Annotated in this window: 18 protein-coding genes; 5 read left to right on the forward strand and 13 right to left on the reverse strand. The window is 70.2% G+C overall.

Annotated features, from left to right (window positions below; genetic code table 11):
• From VK611_29085 to rpsL, 4 genes are all read right to left on the reverse strand, one after another.
• Positions 1-281 (reverse strand): GTP-binding protein (locus VK611_29085; protein HMG45423.1); only part of this gene is annotated, 281 nt, incomplete at its 3' end.
• Positions 282-333: 52 nt separating this feature from the next.
• Complete coding sequence (gene fusA, locus VK611_29090) at positions 334-2,424, reverse strand: elongation factor G (GenBank protein HMG45424.1); 2,091 nt, start codon at positions 2,422-2,424, stop codon at positions 334-336.
• Positions 2,425-2,537: 113 nt separating this feature from the next.
• Entirely contained in the window at positions 2,538-3,008 is a 471-nt protein-coding gene (gene rpsG / locus VK611_29095; GenBank protein ID HMG45425.1) for a 30S ribosomal protein S7, read from the reverse strand.
• Positions 3,009-3,013: 5 nt separating this feature from the next.
• A complete protein-coding gene (gene rpsL, locus VK611_29100) occupies positions 3,014-3,385 on the reverse strand; it encodes a 30S ribosomal protein S12 (GenBank protein HMG45426.1) in 372 nt (123 codons plus the stop codon).
• Between the two features lie 301 nt (positions 3,386-3,686).
• Between rpsL and VK611_29105 the strand changes: the two genes are divergently transcribed.
• From VK611_29105 to VK611_29115, 3 genes are read left to right on the forward strand one after another with little or no spacing between them, the layout of a single operon-like run.
• Positions 3,687-6,299 (forward strand): hypothetical protein, encoded by a 2,613-nt coding sequence (locus tag VK611_29105; protein HMG45427.1) that lies wholly within the window; start codon positions 3,687-3,689, stop codon positions 6,297-6,299.
• Between the two features lie 37 nt (positions 6,300-6,336).
• Positions 6,337-7,713 carry a GH1 family beta-glucosidase gene (locus tag VK611_29110; GenBank protein HMG45428.1) on the forward strand — a complete coding sequence of 459 codons (1,377 nt, stop codon included), beginning with the start codon at positions 6,337-6,339 and terminating at the stop codon, positions 7,711-7,713.
• A complete protein-coding gene (locus VK611_29115) occupies positions 7,710-8,714 on the forward strand; it encodes a LacI family DNA-binding transcriptional regulator (GenBank protein ID HMG45429.1) in 1,005 nt (334 codons plus the stop codon). Before VK611_29110 ends, VK611_29115 begins: the two co-directional genes overlap by 4 nt.
• Positions 8,715-8,725: 11 nt before the next feature.
• On the opposite strand, the gene VK611_29120 is transcribed toward VK611_29115, so the two are convergent.
• From VK611_29120 to VK611_29145, 6 genes are all read right to left on the reverse strand, one after another.
• Positions 8,726-9,439 carry a histidine phosphatase family protein gene (locus tag VK611_29120; GenBank protein ID HMG45430.1) on the reverse strand — a complete coding sequence of 238 codons (714 nt, stop codon included), beginning with the start codon at positions 9,437-9,439 and terminating at the stop codon, positions 8,726-8,728.
• A gap of 26 nt (positions 9,440-9,465) precedes the next feature.
• The gene (gene ugpC / locus VK611_29125) at positions 9,466-10,680 is read right to left on the reverse strand and encodes a sn-glycerol-3-phosphate ABC transporter ATP-binding protein UgpC (GenBank protein ID HMG45431.1); all 1,215 of its coding nucleotides are present in this window, start codon (positions 10,678-10,680) and stop codon (positions 9,466-9,468) included.
• 13 nt (positions 10,681-10,693) lie between these two features.
• The gene (locus VK611_29130; GenBank protein ID HMG45432.1) at positions 10,694-11,680 is read right to left on the reverse strand and encodes a carbohydrate ABC transporter permease; all 987 of its coding nucleotides are present in this window, start codon (positions 11,678-11,680) and stop codon (positions 10,694-10,696) included.
• A complete protein-coding gene (locus VK611_29135; protein HMG45433.1) occupies positions 11,677-13,020 on the reverse strand; it encodes a sugar ABC transporter permease in 1,344 nt (447 codons plus the stop codon). The genes VK611_29130 and VK611_29135 overlap by 4 nt, the downstream gene beginning before the upstream one ends.
• Positions 13,021-13,101: 81 nt before the next feature.
• The gene (locus VK611_29140) at positions 13,102-14,424 is read right to left on the reverse strand and encodes an ABC transporter substrate-binding protein (GenBank protein HMG45434.1); all 1,323 of its coding nucleotides are present in this window, start codon (positions 14,422-14,424) and stop codon (positions 13,102-13,104) included.
• 73 nt (positions 14,425-14,497) lie between these two features.
• Positions 14,498-15,526 carry a LacI family DNA-binding transcriptional regulator gene (locus VK611_29145; protein ID HMG45435.1) on the reverse strand — a complete coding sequence of 343 codons (1,029 nt, stop codon included), beginning with the start codon at positions 15,524-15,526 and terminating at the stop codon, positions 14,498-14,500.
• Between the two features lie 149 nt (positions 15,527-15,675).
• Here VK611_29145 and hisC point away from each other — a divergent pair, with 149 nt between their 5' ends.
• Entirely contained in the window at positions 15,676-16,773 is a 1,098-nt protein-coding gene (hisC, locus tag VK611_29150) for a histidinol-phosphate transaminase (GenBank protein ID HMG45436.1), read from the forward strand.
• A gap of 25 nt (positions 16,774-16,798) precedes the next feature.
• On the opposite strand, the gene VK611_29155 is transcribed toward hisC, so the two are convergent.
• The 3 genes from VK611_29155 to VK611_29165 are packed head-to-tail and all read right to left on the reverse strand — an operon-like array spanning position 16,799 to position 18,150.
• Entirely contained in the window at positions 16,799-17,311 is a 513-nt protein-coding gene (locus VK611_29155) for a GNAT family protein (GenBank protein HMG45437.1), read from the reverse strand.
• A 13-nt stretch (positions 17,312-17,324) separates the two neighbouring features.
• On the reverse strand, positions 17,325-17,723 hold the full coding sequence (locus VK611_29160; protein ID HMG45438.1) for a hypothetical protein: 399 nt from the start codon (positions 17,721-17,723) through the stop codon (positions 17,325-17,327).
• A 22-nt stretch (positions 17,724-17,745) separates the two neighbouring features.
• Complete coding sequence (locus VK611_29165; protein ID HMG45439.1) at positions 17,746-18,150, reverse strand: YjbQ family protein; 405 nt, start codon at positions 18,148-18,150, stop codon at positions 17,746-17,748.
• Between VK611_29165 and VK611_29170 the strand changes: the two genes are divergently transcribed.
• Positions 18,149-18,463 (forward strand): DUF167 domain-containing protein, encoded by a 315-nt coding sequence (locus VK611_29170; protein ID HMG45440.1) that lies wholly within the window; start codon positions 18,149-18,151, stop codon positions 18,461-18,463. The genes VK611_29165 and VK611_29170 overlap by 2 nt on opposite strands.
• Positions 18,464-18,466: the final 3 nt, after the last annotated feature.

An 18,466-nucleotide genomic window follows, 5' to 3' on the forward strand; every position in this document is an offset into this window, starting at 1 on the left:
ATCATGTTCTTGATGTAGTCGGCGTGACCCGGCATGTCGACGTGCGCGTAATGCCGGTTCGGCGTCTCGTACTCCACATGCGAGATGTTGATCGTGATGCCCCGCTGCTTCTCCTCCGGGGCCTTGTCGATCTCGTCGAACTTCATCACCTGGACGTTCGGGTTGGCCTCGCCCAGAACCTTGGTGATGGCCGCGGTGAGAGTGGTTTTCCCGTGGTCGATATGACCCATCGTGCCCACGTTCAAATGCGGCTTGGTCCGCTCGAACTTCTGCTTGGCCATGACTCTGGGAACCTCTCTGAATTAAGCAGTATTGGGATGTGATGAGTGGGAGCTACTCGCCGCGGACTCGAGCGACGATCTCTTCCTGGACCGAAGTGGGCGTCCGCTGGTAGCTGTCGAACTGCATCGTGTACGTCGCGCGACCCTGGGTGCGCGAGCGCAGGTCGCCAACATACCCGAACATCTCGGACAGGGGAACCGTGGCGCGGACCACTTGGCTGCTGCCGCGTTGCTCCATGCCACCCACCTGTCCACGGCGGCTGTTGAGGTCGCCGATCACGTCGCCCATGTAGTCCTCAGGCGTGACGACCTCGACCGACATGATCGGTTCGAGCAACGTCGGCTTTGCCTTGCGGACGGCCTCTTTGAAGACCATCGAGCCGGCGATCTTGAACGCCATCTCGGACGAGTCGACGTCGTGGTACTTGCCGTCGGTCAGCGTGAAGCGGACGTCGACCGTGGGATATCCGGCGAGCACACCGGCGTCGAGCGATTGCTGGATGCCGGCGTCGACCGCGGGGATGTACTCACGGGGGACGCGGCCACCGGTGATCTTGTCGACGAACTCGTAGCCACCACCCGGGCCGAGCGGCTCGATCGTGACGGTGACCTCGGCGAACTGACCGGCACCACCGGTCTGCTTCTTGTGGGTGTACCTGACCTTCTCGACCGTCTGGGTGACGGTCTCGCGGTAGGCCACCTGCGGCTTGCCGACGGTGGCGTCGACGCGGAACTCGCGGAGCATGCGGTCGACGATGACCTCGAGGTGCAACTCGCCCATGCCGGAGATGACCGTCTGGCCGGTGTCCTCGTCGGAGCGCACGGTGAACGTCGGGTCCTCCTCGCTGAGCGACTGGAGGGCCTTCGACATCTTCTCCTGGTCGGCCTTCGTCTTCGGCTCGACCGCCACGTGGATCACGGGCTCGGGGAACTCGACCTGCTCCAGCACGATCTCGTGGCCGGGCTCGGCCAGCGTGTCGCCGGTGCGGGTCTGCTTGAGGCCGATGCCCGCGGCGATGTCGCCCGTGAACACGGCGTCGACGTCCTCACGGTGGTTGGCGTGCATCTGCAGGATGCGGCCGATCCGCTCCTTGCGCTCGTTGGTGGTGTTGACCACCTGCGAGCCCTTTTCGAGGGTGCCTGAGTAGACCCGGAAGTAGGTGAGCTTGCCGACGTGCGGGTCGGACATGATCTTGAAGGCCAGCGCCGCGAACGGCTCGTTGTCGCTGGGCTTGCGCTCCAGCTCCTCGGTGCCGCGCGGGTTGGTGCCCGTGACCGGCGGGAGGTCGACCGGGCTGGGCAGGTAGTCGACGATCGCGTCGAGCAGCGGCTGCACGCCCTTGTTCTTGAAGGCACTGCCGTTGAGCACCGGCACGATCTCGCCCGACAGGGTGCCGGCGCGGATGGCGGACCTCAGGTCGTCGGCGGTGATCTCCTCCTCGCCGACGTACTTCTCGAGGATGTTCTCGTCGAACGCCGAGAGCACGTCGATGAGCCGGTGCCGATAGTCCTCGGCCTGGTCGACGAGGTCGTCGGGGATGTCGAGGACGTCCCACTGGGCGCCCAGCTCCTCGTTCTTCCACACGAGCGCCTTCATCTCGACCAGGTCGACGACGCCCTTGTAGTGGCCCTCGGCCCCGATCGGCAGCTGGATCACGGCGACGTTGGCGTCGAGCCGGTCGCGGATGGAGTCGACGCCGGTGAAGAAGTCGGCGCCCAGACGGTCCATCTTGTTGATGAAGCACATCCGGGGGACGTGGTACTTGTTGGCCTGGCGCCACACCGTCTCGGTCTGCGGCTCGACACCGGCGACGGCGTCGAACACCGCCACCGCACCGTCGAGGACGCGCAGCGACCGCTCCACCTCGACCGTGAAGTCGACGTGGCCGGGTGTGTCGATGATGTTGATCTGGTGGTCGTTCCAGTAGCAGGTCGTCGCGGCCGACGTGATCGTGATGCCGCGCTCCTGCTCCTGGACCATCCAGTCCATGGTGGCGGCGCCCTCGTGGACCTCACCGATCTTGTAGGTCTTGCCGGTGTAGTAGAGGATGCGCTCGGTCGTCGTGGTCTTGCCCGCGTCGATGTGGGCCATGATCCCGATGTTGCGGGTCTTCTCTAGGGGTTGCGTTCGCTTGGTGCTCATCGTTGTGGTCTCTCGCTCGACAGGCGCGACGACTCGGGTGTGTCACCCGTCTTTCGTCGGTGGAAGCGCATCCGGACGGGGGAGGGTCGGAGCGCCCCCGTGGATCAGGGGGACTACCAGCGGTAGTGGGCGAAGGCCTTGTTGGACTCGGCCATCTTGTGCATGTCTTCCTTGCGCTTGACCGCACTGCCGATGGCGTTGTTGGCATCCATCAGCTCGGCGGCGAGCCGCTCGGCCATGGTGCGTTCACGACGGTTGCGGGCGAAGCTCACCAGCCAGCGGATCGACAGCGTGGTGGCGCGGCGGGGGCGGACCTCGACGGGCACCTGGTAGGTGGCGCCGCCGACGCGGCGGCTCTTGACCTCGAGCTGCGGCTTGATGTTGTCGACCGCGCGCTTGACGACGGTCAGGGCGTCGCCGCCCGACTTCTCGGCGACGATCTCAAGGGCGTCGTAGACGATCTTCTCGGCCGTCGACTTCTTGCCTCGTTGCAGCACCTTGTTGACGACCTGTGTGACCAGAACCGACTTGTAGACCGGGTCGGGCATCAGGTCACGACGAGGTGCGGGGCCCCTGCGCGGCATCGGACTCAGCCTTCTTTCTTGGCGCCGTAGCGGCTACGGGCCTGCTTGCGGTCGCGGACACCGGCGGTGTCGAGCGTGCCGCGGATGATCTTGTAGCGGACGCCGGGGAGGTCGCGGACGCGGCCACCGCGGACGAGCACGATGGAGTGCTCCTGCAGGTTGTGCCCTTCACCGGGGATGTAGGCCGTGACCTCAACCCCGCCGGTGAGGCGGACACGGGCGACCTTGCGGAGCGCCGAGTTCGGCTTCTTGGGCGTGTGGGTGAACACGCGGGTACAGACGCCACGCCGCTGGGGCGCGCCCTTCAGTGCCGGTGTCTTCACTTTCGACGTCTTGGACTGCCGACCCTTGCGGACCAGCTGCTGGATGGTGGGCACTCATACCTCGCGAGCAACGGTGGCGTAATGAATTCGAGGGGATTGGCGTCTGCGCGCGGAGGGCGCAAGGCCAGCCAGGCATCCTACGGCCGCCACGGACTACCGGGCAAAACATCCACTGCGCGCTACCGCCCGCAGGAACCCAAACAGTATACGGCTTTCTCGGCGCAGCCGAGGCTGCTTGGGGCGCCGACACTGGCCGTGGCAGCCAGTGCTAACGCGTCGCTAAGCCCCACGGGATCTGCTGTGGTGATCACGCAGGCCCGGTCGGCGGACTCGGGGGCACAGTGAGGCGGTTGTCGTGAGCAACTTCAGGCGGATCTTCGATCGACTCCAGACCAGCAACGGTGGGCACGCCCCCGTCGCGGCGGAGCCGACCCTCCGACGGCTGGTCCTCGTCGCGCCCTTCTGGGCGTGGTGGACGGAGCTCGGCCAGGCCTGCGAGGCCTACCGCCGGCTCGTCGACCGGCTGAGCACGGCACCGACGAGTGGCGTGGCGTCGTTCATCCACGACTTCCCCCGGGAGGCGGACGACCGGAAGCTGCACGACAAGCTGGCCGCGGCCGGAGCGGACGGCCGCCACCTCTACCCGGTGTGGCACTGGCTGACGGACCAGCACGGCGAGGGGTACGAGGTCGAGTGGAACGACGTCGGCTCCGCGGCCGCCGAGGCGGCGCGGCACACCGTGGCGGAGGGGCTCCGCTGCTGCGAGGAGGGCTGGATCCCGAAGGTGGCCGACGATTGCCGCGAGCTGATGGCCGACCAGCTGAACCTGTTCGGCGTCCGGTTCTTCTTCGACCACGTCCGCTTCAACGAGTTCCTGTGCGAGGTGGGAGCGTCGGACGACCACCGCCCCGACCTGGCCCCCGACCCGATGCCGCCCTACACGGTGTGCATCGACCTGCGCTTCGACATCAAGGTCGACGCCTACTGGACGTTCGCCACCCTGTCGCTGTGGAGCGACAGTCCCGTTCGCCACGACATCGCCCCTCCCGGCAGCAGACGGGACGCGGAGGGGTCCGACGACCTGACCCTCACCGAGGTCAAGGACAGGCGCGCTGCCTTCGAGTCGATCACCCGGCGGTTCGAGTGCTTCCTCCACGGGCCCACCCCGATCGGCGGCGCGCCGCCCGACGACCCCGATCCCGACCGCCACGGCCTCGGGTGGAAGCGACCGCGGCTCGAGGTGTTCGACGGTGCCTACCGGTCGCCGCGCTTCTGGTTCGCCGTGCCGACCGACCGGCCACCGTCGTCCCTGTCGTACTGGGACGAGGACGACGACGCCAACCGGATCGTCGGCCCGCTCACCGAGCGCTTCCTGGAGCTGACCGACCCGCGGGCCGACTCCGTCGCCGTCGCCCGCGTGCACGGCGAGTACCTCGTCCAGCGTCGCTTCATCCACGACCTCCACGGGACCTCCTCGGTCGGGGACGAACCGACCTACCTCCTGCTGCCGGGCCAGGGCGGCCAGGACGACAAGGATGACCTCGAAGAGACCGGCTACCTGATCGCCCGTGCGCTGCTCGAGCTCGAGTGGCGCGCCGCGACCGTGCTGTTCGAGGTCGACAGCGAGCTCGAGGTGGCCAGGACCCACGTCAGGATGTACGAGAGCAACGCCCGGCAGGCGGGCGTCCTGCTCGACGCCCTGGTCCTCCACCTCCCGGGCACCAGCGGGCGCAGCATGGAGGTCGTCCACACCAGCATCGAGCTCGTCCACCAGGCGCTTCTGCAGGGCATCGCCGACTTGGCCGACATGGCGAACCTCATCCAGGCTGCGGTCAGGAAGGTCGGCGACGGGGCTGACGAGCTCATGGCCGGCTTCGACCGGCGCCTCGACCAGCGGGCCATCCCGCACCGGGTCGACATCCGGGCGGCCCTGGCGGAGCGGGGCCTGTTCAGCCGGCTCCAGGAGCAGGCCATCGACGACATGGCCCTGGCCGAGCGGGTGCAGACCCGGTACCAGTCGCTGCTCCAGGAGATCACGATGGCGTTCGAGGAGCGCCGCGTCCGCGAGGCCGACAAGCTGGAGCGCTCGTCGTGGACCATCGCGCTCCTGTTCGGCATCGTCGGCGTGGTCACCGCGCTGGAGGCCACGCTGAACTTCCACTGGAACTCACCACCGGACCGCGTCCTCGGTGCGACGAGCCTGGCGGTCGGTGGGGCCGCCTTCGTCGTGCTCGTCGCGATCCTCGGCGGCCTCTACCGCTTCCGCCGGGTCGGCACGCTGGGCACCGGGCCGTTCCGGCAGCGGTACCACAAGGTCTGGTCGTTCCTGGCGGCAACGTCGACCGACTCGCTGCACCGGTTGAAGGTGGAGGTCGAGAATCACCCTCCCGAGGCTCGGCGGCTGTGGAACGAGGCCGACCGGCGGCTGAGCGCGGACCTCGCCCGGCTCTGGGATGCCCAGCCCCCGGCGCAGCCCCGCCCGTGGCTGCGCGCCGACGACCCGCAGGGCTCCGAGCCAGCCCTCCGCCCCTGCGGCCTCGAGCGCGACCAGGAGGTGAAGCGCCTGGCCGAGCAGGCGGAGTCGTTCGTGTGCGAGACGCTCCTCGTCAGCGAGCGGACCCCGCGCCTCAACCAGTTCGCGCTGCCCCGGTTCACCCTCCTCTACCGACTCCTGTCGACCACGCGCGCCCACGTGCACGCCAACCCGGCACCGCGGTTGGTGTCGGACTTCGACGTCTACACGTCGCTCTTGAACGCCGGGTTCCCCGCCGACCGCTGGGAGACCTACCTGACCTGGGAGCGCGAGCTCCTCGACCGCGAGCAGCGGCTGACCGGAGCCGGGGCCGTGCAGGCGAGGGTGCTGCTCGGACACGTGAAGGCGACTGGCGTCCGCCACGGGCTGACCGACGTGCAGGCCGACGGCGTCGTCTGCCGGATGTGGAACGACATCGAGGCGTGGCGTGGTTGACGGCGGGGGGCTTTCGTGTTCCCATGAGAGCGCTCTCATGGGTCGTTCACGCGCTTTCCCCGAGGGCTTCCTGTGGGGAGCCTCCACGTCCGCCTACCAGATCGAAGGCGGCGTCGACGTCGACGGTCGTGGCGCGTCCGTCTGGGACACCTTCGCCGCCGCCGGTCATTGCCGCGGCGACACCGGGGCGGTCGCCGCCGACCACCGGCACCGCATGGGCGACGACGTCGCCCTCCTGGCGGCGCTCGGCGTGCCGGCGTACCGCTTCTCCGTCGCCTGGCCGCGGGTGCAGCCCACGGGCGAGGGGCCTGCCAGCCCCACGGGACTGGGCTTCTACGACCGGCTCGTCGACACGCTGCTGTCCCACGGCATCGAGCCGGTGGCGACGCTGTACCACTGGGACCTGCCCCAGGCCCTGGAGGACGCCGGCGGCTGGCCGGCCCGGGCGACGGCCGAGCGCTTCGCCGACTACGCCCGGGTCGTGGGCGCGGCCCTGGGCGATCGCGTCCGGCGCTGGACCACGATCAACGAACCGTGGTGCGCGGCGATGCTGGGCTACGGCGCCGGCATCCACGCCCCCGGCCGCACCGACCCCGGCGCCGCCGTGCAGGCCACCCACCACCTGCTGCTCGCCCACGGCCTCGCCGTCGACGTCCTGCGCTCCGAGGTGCGCCTCGACGCCGACGTCGGCATCACGCTCAACCCCTATCCCGTGCTGCCGACCGGCGACTCCCCGGCCGACCACGACGCCGCGCGCCGCATCGACGGCATCGCCAACCGCATCTGGTACGACCCGGTGCTGAGGGGCCGCTACCCCGACGACGTGCTCGAGGACCTCACGACGGTCAGCGACCTGACGCACATAAGGCGGGGCGACCTCGCCCAGATCGCCCGCCCGATCGACTCCCTGGGGCTCAACTACTACCGCTGCTACCACGTGCGCCACGAGCCGGGCGCCTCGGCGTCGCCCTCACCGTGGCCGGGCTCGACCGACGTGGCCTTCACCGAGTCGGCGCCGGAGGCCACGCCGACCACCAACGGCTGGGCCGTCGAGCCGGGCGGCCTGTTCGACGCCCTGGTGCGGGTGGCCACCGACTACGACCCGCCGCCCCTCTACGTCCACGAGAGCGGCGGCGCCTTCCCCGACACCCCCAACGGCGACGGCCACGTGCACGACGACGACCGGGTCGCCTACCTCGACGCCCACGTGCAGGCGTGCCACGACGCGATCGTCGCCGGGGTCGACCTGCGGGGCTACTTCGTGTGGTCGTACCTCGACAACTTCGAGTGGGCCGAGGGCTACACGCAGCGCTTCGGCGTGGTCCACGTCGACTTCGCGAGCCAGGTCCGCACCCCCAAGGCCAGCGCGTGGTGGTTCGCCCAGGTGGCAGCCACGAATACCTTGAGGTCATGAGCCGGAGGGAATCGACGCTGGAGGACGTGGCCGCCCGGGCCGGAGTCTCGCGGGCGACGGCGTCGCGGGTGATCAACGGCAGCCCCCGGGTGACCGAGGCGACGCGCGACGCCGTCGAACGGGCCGTCGAGGCGCTGCGCTACACGCCCAACCGGGCGGCTCGCAGCCTGGCGGGCAGCAGCAGCGACACGGTGGCGCTGGTGGTGTCGGAGCCGAGCTCCCGCCTGTTCGCCGACCCGTTCTTCGCCGGCACCGTGCGCGGCGTGGCCGCGGCCCTGGCGGAGAGCCGCTACCAGCTGGTGCTGCTGTCCACCCAGAGCGACGCCGACCGCGGCCGGGTCGAGCACCACCTGCTGCGGGGCACGACCGACGGCGTGCTGCTGCTGTCGACCCGGGCCGACGACCCGCTGCCGGCCCGGCTGGCAAGGGAGGGCCTGCCCTGCGTGGTCGCCGGGCGCCCGGCCGACGCCGCGGTCGGCTACGTCGACGCCGACAACGAGGGCGGGGCTCGGGCCGCGGTGGCCCACCTGCTGGAGCGCGGCCGGCGGGTGATCGCCACCGTGGCCGGGCCCGCCGAGATGGCCGTCGGCGTCGACCGCTACGAGGGCTGGCGGGCGGCCCTGGCCGACGCCGGGCTCAAGCCCGCCCGGAGCCTCGTCGCCCGGGCCGACTTCACCCGGGCCGGTGGCCGGGCGGCGGCGGAGAAGCTGCTCGACCGGACGGCCGACCTCGACGCCGTGTTCGCCGCGTCCGACCTCATGGCCCTGGGCGTGCTCGACACGCTGCGGGCCGCGAAGCGGAAGGTGCCGCGGGACGTGGCCGTGGTCGGCTTCGACGACAGCGAGCTCGCCGAGTCGGCCGACCCGCCGCTCACGTCGGTCCGCCAGCCGATCGAGCAGATGGGCCACGAGCTGGCGGCCCGGCTGCTGGCGCAGCTCGAGGGAGCCGAACCCGCCGGCGTGGTGCTGCCGACCGAGCTGGTGATCCGCCAGTCCTCATGAGCGGCTGACGCTCAGGTCAGCGGCTGGACCGGGTGGTCGAGGTCGGTGCCGAGGTGGCCGGTGTCGTTGAAGCGGCGGATGATCCAGCGGTCGTCGGTGATCACCAGGTGGGAGAGCGAGGCGTTGTCGGCGCCGACGAACGCCCACGGTCGGGCGCCGGTGGCCATGGCGACGATCGCCCCGATGACGCCGCCGTGGGTCACCACCACGACCCGCTGGTCCGGGTGGGCGGCGGCGATGTCGACGAGCGCGGCCCGGATGCGGCCCTGGAACTCCTCGGTGGTCTCGGCGCCGGGGATGGCGTCCCAGCGCTCCTGGGCAATGGCCTGCAGGGCGATCGGGTGCCCCTCGGCGAAGTTCTTGCGGAAGACCGGGCCGTCCCACTCCCCCAGGTACACCTCGCTGAGCCGGGGCTCCACGACGGGCTCCAGGCCGAGGCGGGCGGCCAGCGGCGCCGCCGTCTCGTGCGTGCGCCGCAGCGACGTGACGTAGATGGCCGCGGCGTCCTCGTCCTTGAGGCGCTCGCCGACGAGGTCGGCCTCCTTGCGGCCCTGCGGGTCGAGCGCCGGGTCGGAGCGGCCGTCGACCCGGGGCGCCGGCGTGTCCAGCCGGGCCGGCGCCGACTCGCCGTGGCGCACCAGGATGACGTCGGTCGCGCCCGGCGGCAGCTCGAACCGGAACTGGCGGTACTCGGTGGTGGTGGTGTCGTCGTCGCCCTCGGTCACGAGAGCAACGTACCTTGACCGACTGGTCAGGCCGACATGCGGTTGCCGGTCTCCGGGTCGAAGAAGTGGAGCTGGCTGGTGTCGACCGCCAGCTCGACGCGGTCGCCGATGCGGGCCCGGCTGCGGGCGTCGAACCGGGCCACCAGCAGCGCCTCGCCCGACTCCGCCTGGCGCTCCAGCTCGTCGAGCACGGCGTCGTCGGCGTCGGCAGCGTTGCGGGTGTCGTCGGTGACCGCCCGTTGGGCCGTCGTACGCAGGTGCATCACCAGCTCGGAGCCCAGCGCCTCGCGCAGCTCGACATCGGCCTGGAGCCGGGGCCCCGATGCGTCGACCCGGTCGTCGTGGATGCTGGCGTCGAAGATGTGCTCGGGCCGGATGCCCACGACCACCGGCTTGTCGACGAAACCCTCCAACTCCGGGTTGTCGGCCACGACGGCCGCCGGCACGTCGAGCGACTGCTCGTCGCTCAGGACCACCCGGGCGTCACCGTTGGCCCGCTCGAAGGTGGCCTCCAGCAGGTTCATCGAGGGCGAGCCGATGAACGCGGCGACGAACAGGTTGGCCGGCTCGGCGTAGAGCCTCTCGGGCTCGCTCACCTGCTGGAGCAGGCCCTCACGCAGCACGGCCACCCGGTCGCCCATGGTCATCGCCTCGACCTGGTCGTGGGTGACGTACACGGTGGTGGTGCCCAGGTCGCGCTGGAGCTTGGCGATCTCGGCGCGCATCTGCACCCGCAGCTTGGCGTCGAGGTTCGACAGCGGCTCGTCCATCAGGAACACCGACGGGTCGCGCACGATGGCCCGCCCCATCGCCACCCGCTGGCGCTGGCCGCCGGAGAGCTGCGCCGGCTTCCGCTTCAGCCAGTCCTCCAGCTGCAGGGTCTTGGCGGCGTCGTGCACCCGCTTGGTGATCTCGTCCTTGGGCAGCCGGGCCAACTTGAGGGCGAAGCCGATGTTCTGCTCGACGGTCATGTGCGGGTAGAGCGCGTAGTTCTGGAACACCATCGCGATGTCGCGCTCCTTGGGCGGCAGGTCGTTGACCACCCGCTCGCCGATCTTCAGCGTGCCGTCGGTGATCTCCTCCAGGCCGGCCACCATGCGCAGCGCGGTCGACTTGCCGCACCCCGACGGGCCCACGAGCACGAGGAACTCGCCGTCGGCGATGTCGAGGTCGAGGTCCGACACGGCGGTGACCCCGTTCGGGTACACCTTCGTCATCTTGTCCATGGTCACCGCGGACATGTTCTTTGCCCCCTCATCCCTTTACCGATCCTGCCAGAAGGCCTCGCACGAAGTACCGCTGCAAGGCGAAGAACACGGCCAAGGGTACGGCGATCGACACGAACGCTGCCGCCGTGAGCAGGTGCCAGTCCTGGCCACGGCTGCCCGACAACGTAGCCAGGCGGACGGTCATCGGCGCATCGGTCGACCCGATGCTCAGGAACGTGCGGGCCACGAGGTAGTCGTTCCAGACCCAGAGGAACTGGAAGATGGCGAACGCCGCCAGTGCCGGCACCGACAGCGGTATGACCAGGCGCCAGAAGATCGTCGGGTGGTCGGCACCGTCGATGCGGGCGGCCTCGAACACGTCGCGCGGCAGCGACGCCATGTAGTTGTGCAGCAGGAAGATCGCCAGCGGCAGGCCGAAGCCGATGTGGGTGAGCCACACCGCGGTGATCGTGCCCTGCAGGTCGAGGTCGGGCAGGAGCGTGAACGTCTCGCCGAAGACCGTGAGGTGGGCGCCGTTCACGTACAGCTGCAGCAGCGGGATGAGCGACATCTGGAACGGGACCGCCAACATCGCCACCGTGGCCACGAACAGCCAGTGCCGCCCGGGGAAGTCCATCCAGGCGAAGGCGTAGGCGGCGAAGGCCGCGATCGCGATCGGGATGACGGTGGCCGGTATCGCGATCGCCGCCGAGTTCATGAAGTGCTGCCACATGTCGGGTGCATCGCTCGTCGACGACGAGAACACGCCGCGGTAGCTCTCCAGGGTGAGCTGAGGATCGGTCACGACCGTCCACCAGCCGGTGGTCTTGACCGCCGTCTCCGAGCGGAACGACGACACGAACAGACCGAGGCTGGGCAGGGTCCACAGAAGGACCAGAATCCACAGGACCCCGGTGGGCACGGCGCCCAGCAGCCCGTGCAGCCGGGTGCCCACGCCCCGGCCCCGGGTCGGCGCAGCCCCCGTCGCGGCTTCCGGCAGCGGTGCGGTGGTCGGCGTGACGGTCGTGCTCACGATCGCTCCTCAGTCTGAAGACGGCGGACGTTGATCACCATCAACGGCAGCACCACGACGAACAGCAGCACGGCCAGCGCCGAGCCGCGCCCGTTGTCGCGGTTGACGAACACCTCGCTGAACATCCGGTTGGCGATGACGTCGGTGTCGTTGTTGCCGCCGGTCATCACCTGGACGATGTCGAAGACCTTGAGCACGGTGATCATCAAGGTCGTCACCACCACGGCGATCGTGGTGCGGATCTGGGGCAGGGTCACCCGCCAGAACGTCGCCACCTCGCTGGCGCCGTCGACCCGGGCGGCCTCGATCAGCTCGCTCGGCACGCCCTTGATCGCCGCCGACAGGACCACCATGGCGAACCCGGTCTGGATCCAGATCATGATGGCGATCAGGAAGAGGTTGTTCCACGGCACCTGACGGATCCAGTCCTGGGGCGCACCGCCGCCACCGACCCAGAAGGCGTTGAGCAGGCCGATCTGATCCTTGCCGGCGGGCGTGAACGCGAACACGAACCGCCAGATGACGCTGGCGCCGACGAAGCTGATCGCCATCGGCATGAAGATCAGCGACTTGGCGACCGACTCGCCCTTGGACCGGTCGGCCAGCACCGCCACGGCCAGGCCGAGCAGGGTGGCGAAGCCGGTGACGAGCACCAGCCAGAACACGTTGTTCCAAACGACGCCGGTGAGGGCGCTGACACCGGCGAGCACGGCGAGGATCGCCGCGACCGTCAGCGATCCCGACGGCGCGGGGCCCGTGAAGTCGATCGAGCGGCGCTCGAGGCGGGCCCGCACGACGACGAGCACCACCGCCACGACGACGATGCCGACCGCGATCACGAACAGGCGGCTGGTCAGGATGTCGCGCCAGCCCTCGACGGTGAAGACGGTGCGGTCGCCGAACAGCGAGCGGTAGTTCTCCAGCCCGGCCGTCTCCTCGCTGCGCTTGTCGCGAAAGCTGAGGTAGATCGTTCGGATCGTCGGGGCCACCAGCGTGATGGTCAGGAAGAAGAGCGCCGGGGCCAGGAAGATCACGGGGCGCGTCCGGTCGGGGATGCGCCAGGCCCGGTCCGGCGGCGGTGGGTGCCGGGCCCACACGAAGGCGCCCAGCAGCGCCCCGACGACCGCGCCGCCGAGGGGCCACAGCGGCCCGCCGAGGAACCAGCCGCCGCTGTTGGCCACCGCGCCGGCCACGGCTCCGAGCAGCGCCCCCGCTCCGGTGGCGAAGACGCGGAACCGTTTCGGTGCCTGGTCGACGAGCAGGTTCACGCCCACGAAGACCGCGAGCATCACCGTGATGACGAGCACCACGGTGATCAAAGTACTGACGAGCTCTCCCATGTGTCCCCCCGAGTGATGAGGGAGGTACCCACTCGGGTACCTCCCTCAATCAGACGATTCGGTTCGGATCGATCCTTCGGGTCAGTCCGAGGGCCAGCTCGCCTCGACGTCGGCGAACGCTTCGTCGACGGTCTTGGTGCCGCCGACGATGTCGACGGCGGCGCTCCAGAACGTCCCGGAGCCGACCGCTCCCGGCATCAGGTCGGAGGCGTCGAAGCGCACCGGCTCGGCCGCCGCGAGGATCTCGCCGAACGTCTGGTCCAGCTCCGTGGTGTAGAGGCTGGTGTCGACGTTCTTGTTCGGCGACAGGTAGCCGCCGATCTCGTTGCCGGCCCGGCTGTTGCCGAACTCGGGCGAGGCGATGTAGCTCATGACCTCCATCACCTCGGGACGGTCGGCGAACGCCGCGGCGTAGATGCCGCCCGAGAGGGTGATGTTCGGGTTCTCCTCGGAGCCGGGCAGGTAGAAGGCGTTGACGTCGCCGTCCGCGCCCAAGGTGGCCCCCGCGTCGGTGAAGTTCGACCCGTAGAAGTTGCCCTGGCGGTGCATCAGGCAGTCGCCCTCGAGCAGCGGCAGGCCGGCCTCGGCGAACGGCGTCGCCCCGATGTTCTGCAGGCCGCCGAACACCATCCCGTCGGTCGCCCAGAGGTCGTAGACCGCCTGCGCCGACTCCACGATGGCAGGGTCGTCGAAGGGGATCTCGTGGTTGACCCACTGGTCGTAGACCTCGGGCCCTTGCAGGCGCAGCACGAACTCCTCGATCCAGTCGGTCATGGGCCAACCGGTGGCGTCGTCGCTGCCGATGCCGACGCAGAACGGCGTCTTGCCGTCGGCGAGCATCGTGTCGGCCAGCGCCAGGAAGTCGTCGAAGGACTCGGGGATCTCGTAGCCGCCCTCCTGGAACGCTGCCGGGCTGTACCAGACGACGCTCTTGAGGTCGGCCTTGGCCGGGATGGCGAGGACGTCGCCGTCGATGGTGGAGAAGCTCGTCCAGCCCTCGTCGATGTTCTCGCCGACCACCTCGAGGACGTCGTCGGGCAGCGGCACGATGTCGCCCGCGAAGTCCTTGATCTTCCCGGGCTGCGGGAACATGGCGATGTCGGGCGGGTTGCCGGCGTCGACCTGGGGGCCGACCTCGGTCTCGAAGCTCCGTGAGCCGTTCACCTCGACTTCGATGCCGGTGTCCTCGGTGAACGCGTCGAAGGCGTCCTGCAGGCTCTGCTGCTCGAACTCCACCTCCGGACCGAACAGGGTCACGGTCCCGCTATCGCCTCCGCCGCCACTGTCGTCGCCGGAGTCGGTGGACGCATCGTCGTCGTCGTCGGCACACGCCGACGCCGACAACAGGCTCAGGGCCAGCCCGAGCGTGAAGACCGCTCTCCACCGGTTTCGCTGTCGTGTCATTGGGTTTCCCCCTCTTTGCTTACTTTGACGACATCTCGCCAAATCCATCCGCCGGGCCCCCAGAGAGCACGCACTACCTCCCTACCCGGACCGAAGGTGGGCCTGTCGTGCTTCTGACGATCAGGTCGAGATCGAGCTGTTGGTGCACCGGTGCGATGGGGCCCTCGGTGCCGAGGACCTCCAGCAGCAGCGCCGCCGCGCAGCGCCCGCTCTCGTAGAGCGGTTGGCGCACGGTGGTGAGGCCCGCGTAGCTGGACACCTCGATGTCGTCGAAGCCGACGACCGAGACGTCCTCGGGCACGCGCAGGCCCGCGGCGCGCACGGCCTCCAGAACCCCCAGGGCCTGCGTGTCGGAGGCGGCGAACACCGCGGTGGGTCGGTCGCGGCGGGCCAGGAGCTCCTCGGTCCGGCGGCGGGCGACGCTGCGCACGTGCGGGCCGTGCCGGATCAGCTCCGGGCGGACGTCGACGCCGGCGTCCTCGAGCGTGGCGCGGTAGCCCTGCTCGCGCTCGGCGCTGGACACGAAGCCCAGCGGGTTGTCGGGCTCGTCGCCGATGAAGGCGATGCGCTCGTGACCCAGCGCCAGCAGGTGCCGGGTGGCGATGCGGCCGCCCTCGACGTCGTCGGTCACCACACGGGGGACCGCGTGCTCGGTCGGGCCGCGGGCATCGAGCAGCACCACGGGAACACCCGCCGCGGCCAGGCGCTCGAGGTCGCTGCTCGGCGGTGGTAGCGACATGACCAGCAGGCCATCGGCCCGGTCGCGGCGGGTGAGGGCGGCGAAGTGCTCGTCACGGTGGACGGGCGACTCGACGTTGAAGAGGACGAGGTCGTAGCGGCTTGTGTCGAGCAGGGCGACGACGCCGCGGAGCCGCTCCACGGCAGAGGCGTGGGTGAAGAAGGGCACGACCACGCCGACGGTCTGGCAGCGGCCGCGGGACAGGCCGCGGGCCATCGGGTTGGGCCGGTAGTCGAGGGCCTCGATGGCGGCGAGCACGCGGGCCCGAGTGGCGGCGCTGACGCGAGGGCTGTCGTTGAGGACCCGGGACACCGTGCCCGCACCCACTCCGGCTTTCGCCGCGACGTCGGCGATGGTGGCCATCCCCCCGAACCCCCCTCCGTTCCCCCGATGTGTGGAAGCGCTTCCACACCTGTCACCGCAACGTATGCCCCGGAACAGGGAATGTCAATGGAATCGCTTCCACAATGGCGGTTCGCAGCCGGAGCCCGCATGCGGTACATCTCCTACCGATGGACGAGATCACCCGGTTGGCGAGACCCGACATCGCCGCCCTCCAGCCCTACAGCTCGGCCCGCACCGAGGGCGAGCAGCGCATGCAGGTGTTCCTCGACGCCAACGAGAACCCGTTCGCGCCGTACCCCGCCGACGCCGCCAGCGAGGGCCTCAACCGCTACCCCGAGCCGCAGCCCGGGCACCTGCTCGACCGGTTCGCGGCGCACTACGACGTCGCGCGGGAGCAGCTGCTGTTCACCCGGGGCGCCGACGAGGCGATCGACCTGCTGGTGCGGGCGTTCTGCCGGGCCGAGCACGACGCGATCCTCGTCAACACGCCGGCGTTCGCCATGTACGCGATGGCGGCGGAGATCCAGGGCGCCGCGGTGGTGGCGGTGCCGCTGGTGAGGACCGACGCCGGCCGGTTCGACCTCGACGTGGATGCGATCCTCGCTGCGGCGGGGTCCCGGCCGGGCGTGAAGTTGGTCTTCGTCTGCACGCCCAACAACCCGACCTCGGGGCTGGCGCGCCGGGAGGACGTGCTGGGCCTGTGCGACCGGCTCCTCGGCTCGGCCCTGGTCGTGGCCGACGAGACCTACGTCGACTTCTCCGGTCAGCCGTCGCTGGCCCGGGAGCTGGGCGCGCACCCCAACCTGGTCGTGCTGCGGACGCTGTCGAAGGAGTACAGCCTGGCGGGCGAGCGCTGCGGCGTCACGATCGCCCACCCGACGACGGTCGGGCTGCTCGGCCGCATCCTGGCGCCCTATCCGCTCACGCAGACCGCCATCCGGGCCGTGGCCGCGGCGATGTCACCGGAGGGCGTCGCCCGGGCCCGGGCCAACATCGACCTGCTCCTGCGGGAGCGGGCGGGCGTCGAAGTGGCGCTGGCGACGTCGCCGGGCGCCACCCGGATCCACCCCAGCGACGCCAACTTCCTGCTCGTCGAGACGCCCGATCCCCGGCTGCTCGTCCGGACTATGGAGGCGGCCGGCATCAAGGTCCGCGACCGCAGCACCGTCGCCGGCATCGAGGGTTGCGTCCGCATCTCGATCGGCACGCCGGAACAGAACCAGCGGATGCTCGAGGCCTTCGAGAAGTACGCGTCCTCGCTCTGAGGAGGCGGAGCTGTCCGCGCACGTCCTAGGAGGGGTCGCGCAGGAGGGCGTAGATCGCGCTGTCGCGCCACCGTCCGCCCCGGAAGAACACCCCACGCATCACGCCCTCGCGCTCGAAGCCCGCCTTCTCGAGGGCCCGCTGCTCGGCGTGGTTCGTCACCTCGGTGAAGGCCTCCAGCCGGTGCGCCGGCGTGTTGGCGAACAGGTACTCGACCAGCAGGCGCTGCGCCTCGGTGCCCACACCCTGGCCGCGGTGCTCGGGCAGCAGCATGATCCCCATCTCGAACACGAGCGCCTTGCCGTTGCCCAGCGTGCGGTCCTTCCAGCTGACGACCCCGGCGAAGGTGCCGTCGGCGCGGGCGACCACGAGCTCCGACTGCTCGGTGCCGAGCCAGCCGTCCTCCTCCCAGCGCTTCCGCCACGCCTTCGGGTCCTTGAAACCGACCCACTCGAACTCGCTGCCCGCCTCCGGATCCAGGGAGAAGCGGGCGAGGGCGTCGAGGTCGCCCTCCTGGACCGGCCGCAGATGCACATCCATGGGTGGGCCGAGCCTACGAGGTGGCGGCGGGGGCGGGATGGGTGAGGAGCCAGACGGCGAGGGCGAGGCAGGTGATGCCGGCCAGGCTGTCGGTGGCGATGTTGAAGTGCTGGAAGACGTCGAACTCCGACAGCGCCCCGGACGTGTAGTGCAGCGGGCCGATCAGGCCGGACACCGAGTAGACCGCCAGACAGACGGCCGCCAGCTGCCGCCGCCCCCGGTCGTACAGGAGCCACGACGCCACACCGAAGGCGGTGAACACCACCCAGGCCTGCCAGATCGACGGCCGGGTGACCGTGTCGGGCATGTCGTTGGGGTACTCGTCGAAGCGCACGTAGTTGTCGGTGTAGTGCACCACCGACACGACGAACGCGGCGAGCACGACCGTGCGGAACACGCCCCTCTCCGACATCGGCCCGACCGTAACCGGGTGGTCAGCCGGGAAGGAAGCTCAGGCGGACCTCCCGGTCGGGGTTGTCGACGTTGGTGTCGACCAGCACGACCGACTGCCAGGTGCCGAGCGCGGGGCGGCCGCCGAGGACGGGGACGACCACGCTCGGGGCGATGAACGCCGGCAGCACGTGGTCGGCGCCGTGACCCGGTGCGCCATGGCGGTGCTGCCAGCGGCCGTCCCGGGGCAGCAGGTCGTCGAGCAGCGACAGGAGGTCGTCGTCGCTCCCCGACCCGGTCTCGATCACGGCGACGCCGGCGGTGGCGTGCGGCACGAACACCGACAGCAGCCCGTCGCCCCGACCCCGGCAGAAGTCGGCGGCCGGGCCGGTGATGTCGACCACGTTGGGCCGCGTGCCGGTGCGGATCGTGAGCACGGTGGTCTCCATGGCGGCGACGGTACTGTCGGCGACCGTGCTCGACGTCGACCGCGACGGCAACGTGATGCTGACCGTGCACGTGCAGCCCGGCGCCCGCCGCAGCGAGATCGTCGGCCCGCACGGCGACGCCCTGAAGGTGCGGGTCACGGCGCCACCCGTCGACGGGAAGGCCAACGCCGCGGTGGTGGAGCTCCTGGCCGAGATCCTCGATGCCCCGGTCGAGCTGGTCGCCGGCGCCTCCAGCCGCCGCAAGCGGCTGCGCATCACCGGCCTCGACCGGGACGCCGTCCAACAGTGCCTGGACGCGGCGGTGGCCGGCTGAGGT

The organism is Acidimicrobiales bacterium (assembly GCA_035316325.1).
GTDB lineage: Bacteria > Actinomycetota > Acidimicrobiia > Acidimicrobiales > VFJN01 > DASXTK01.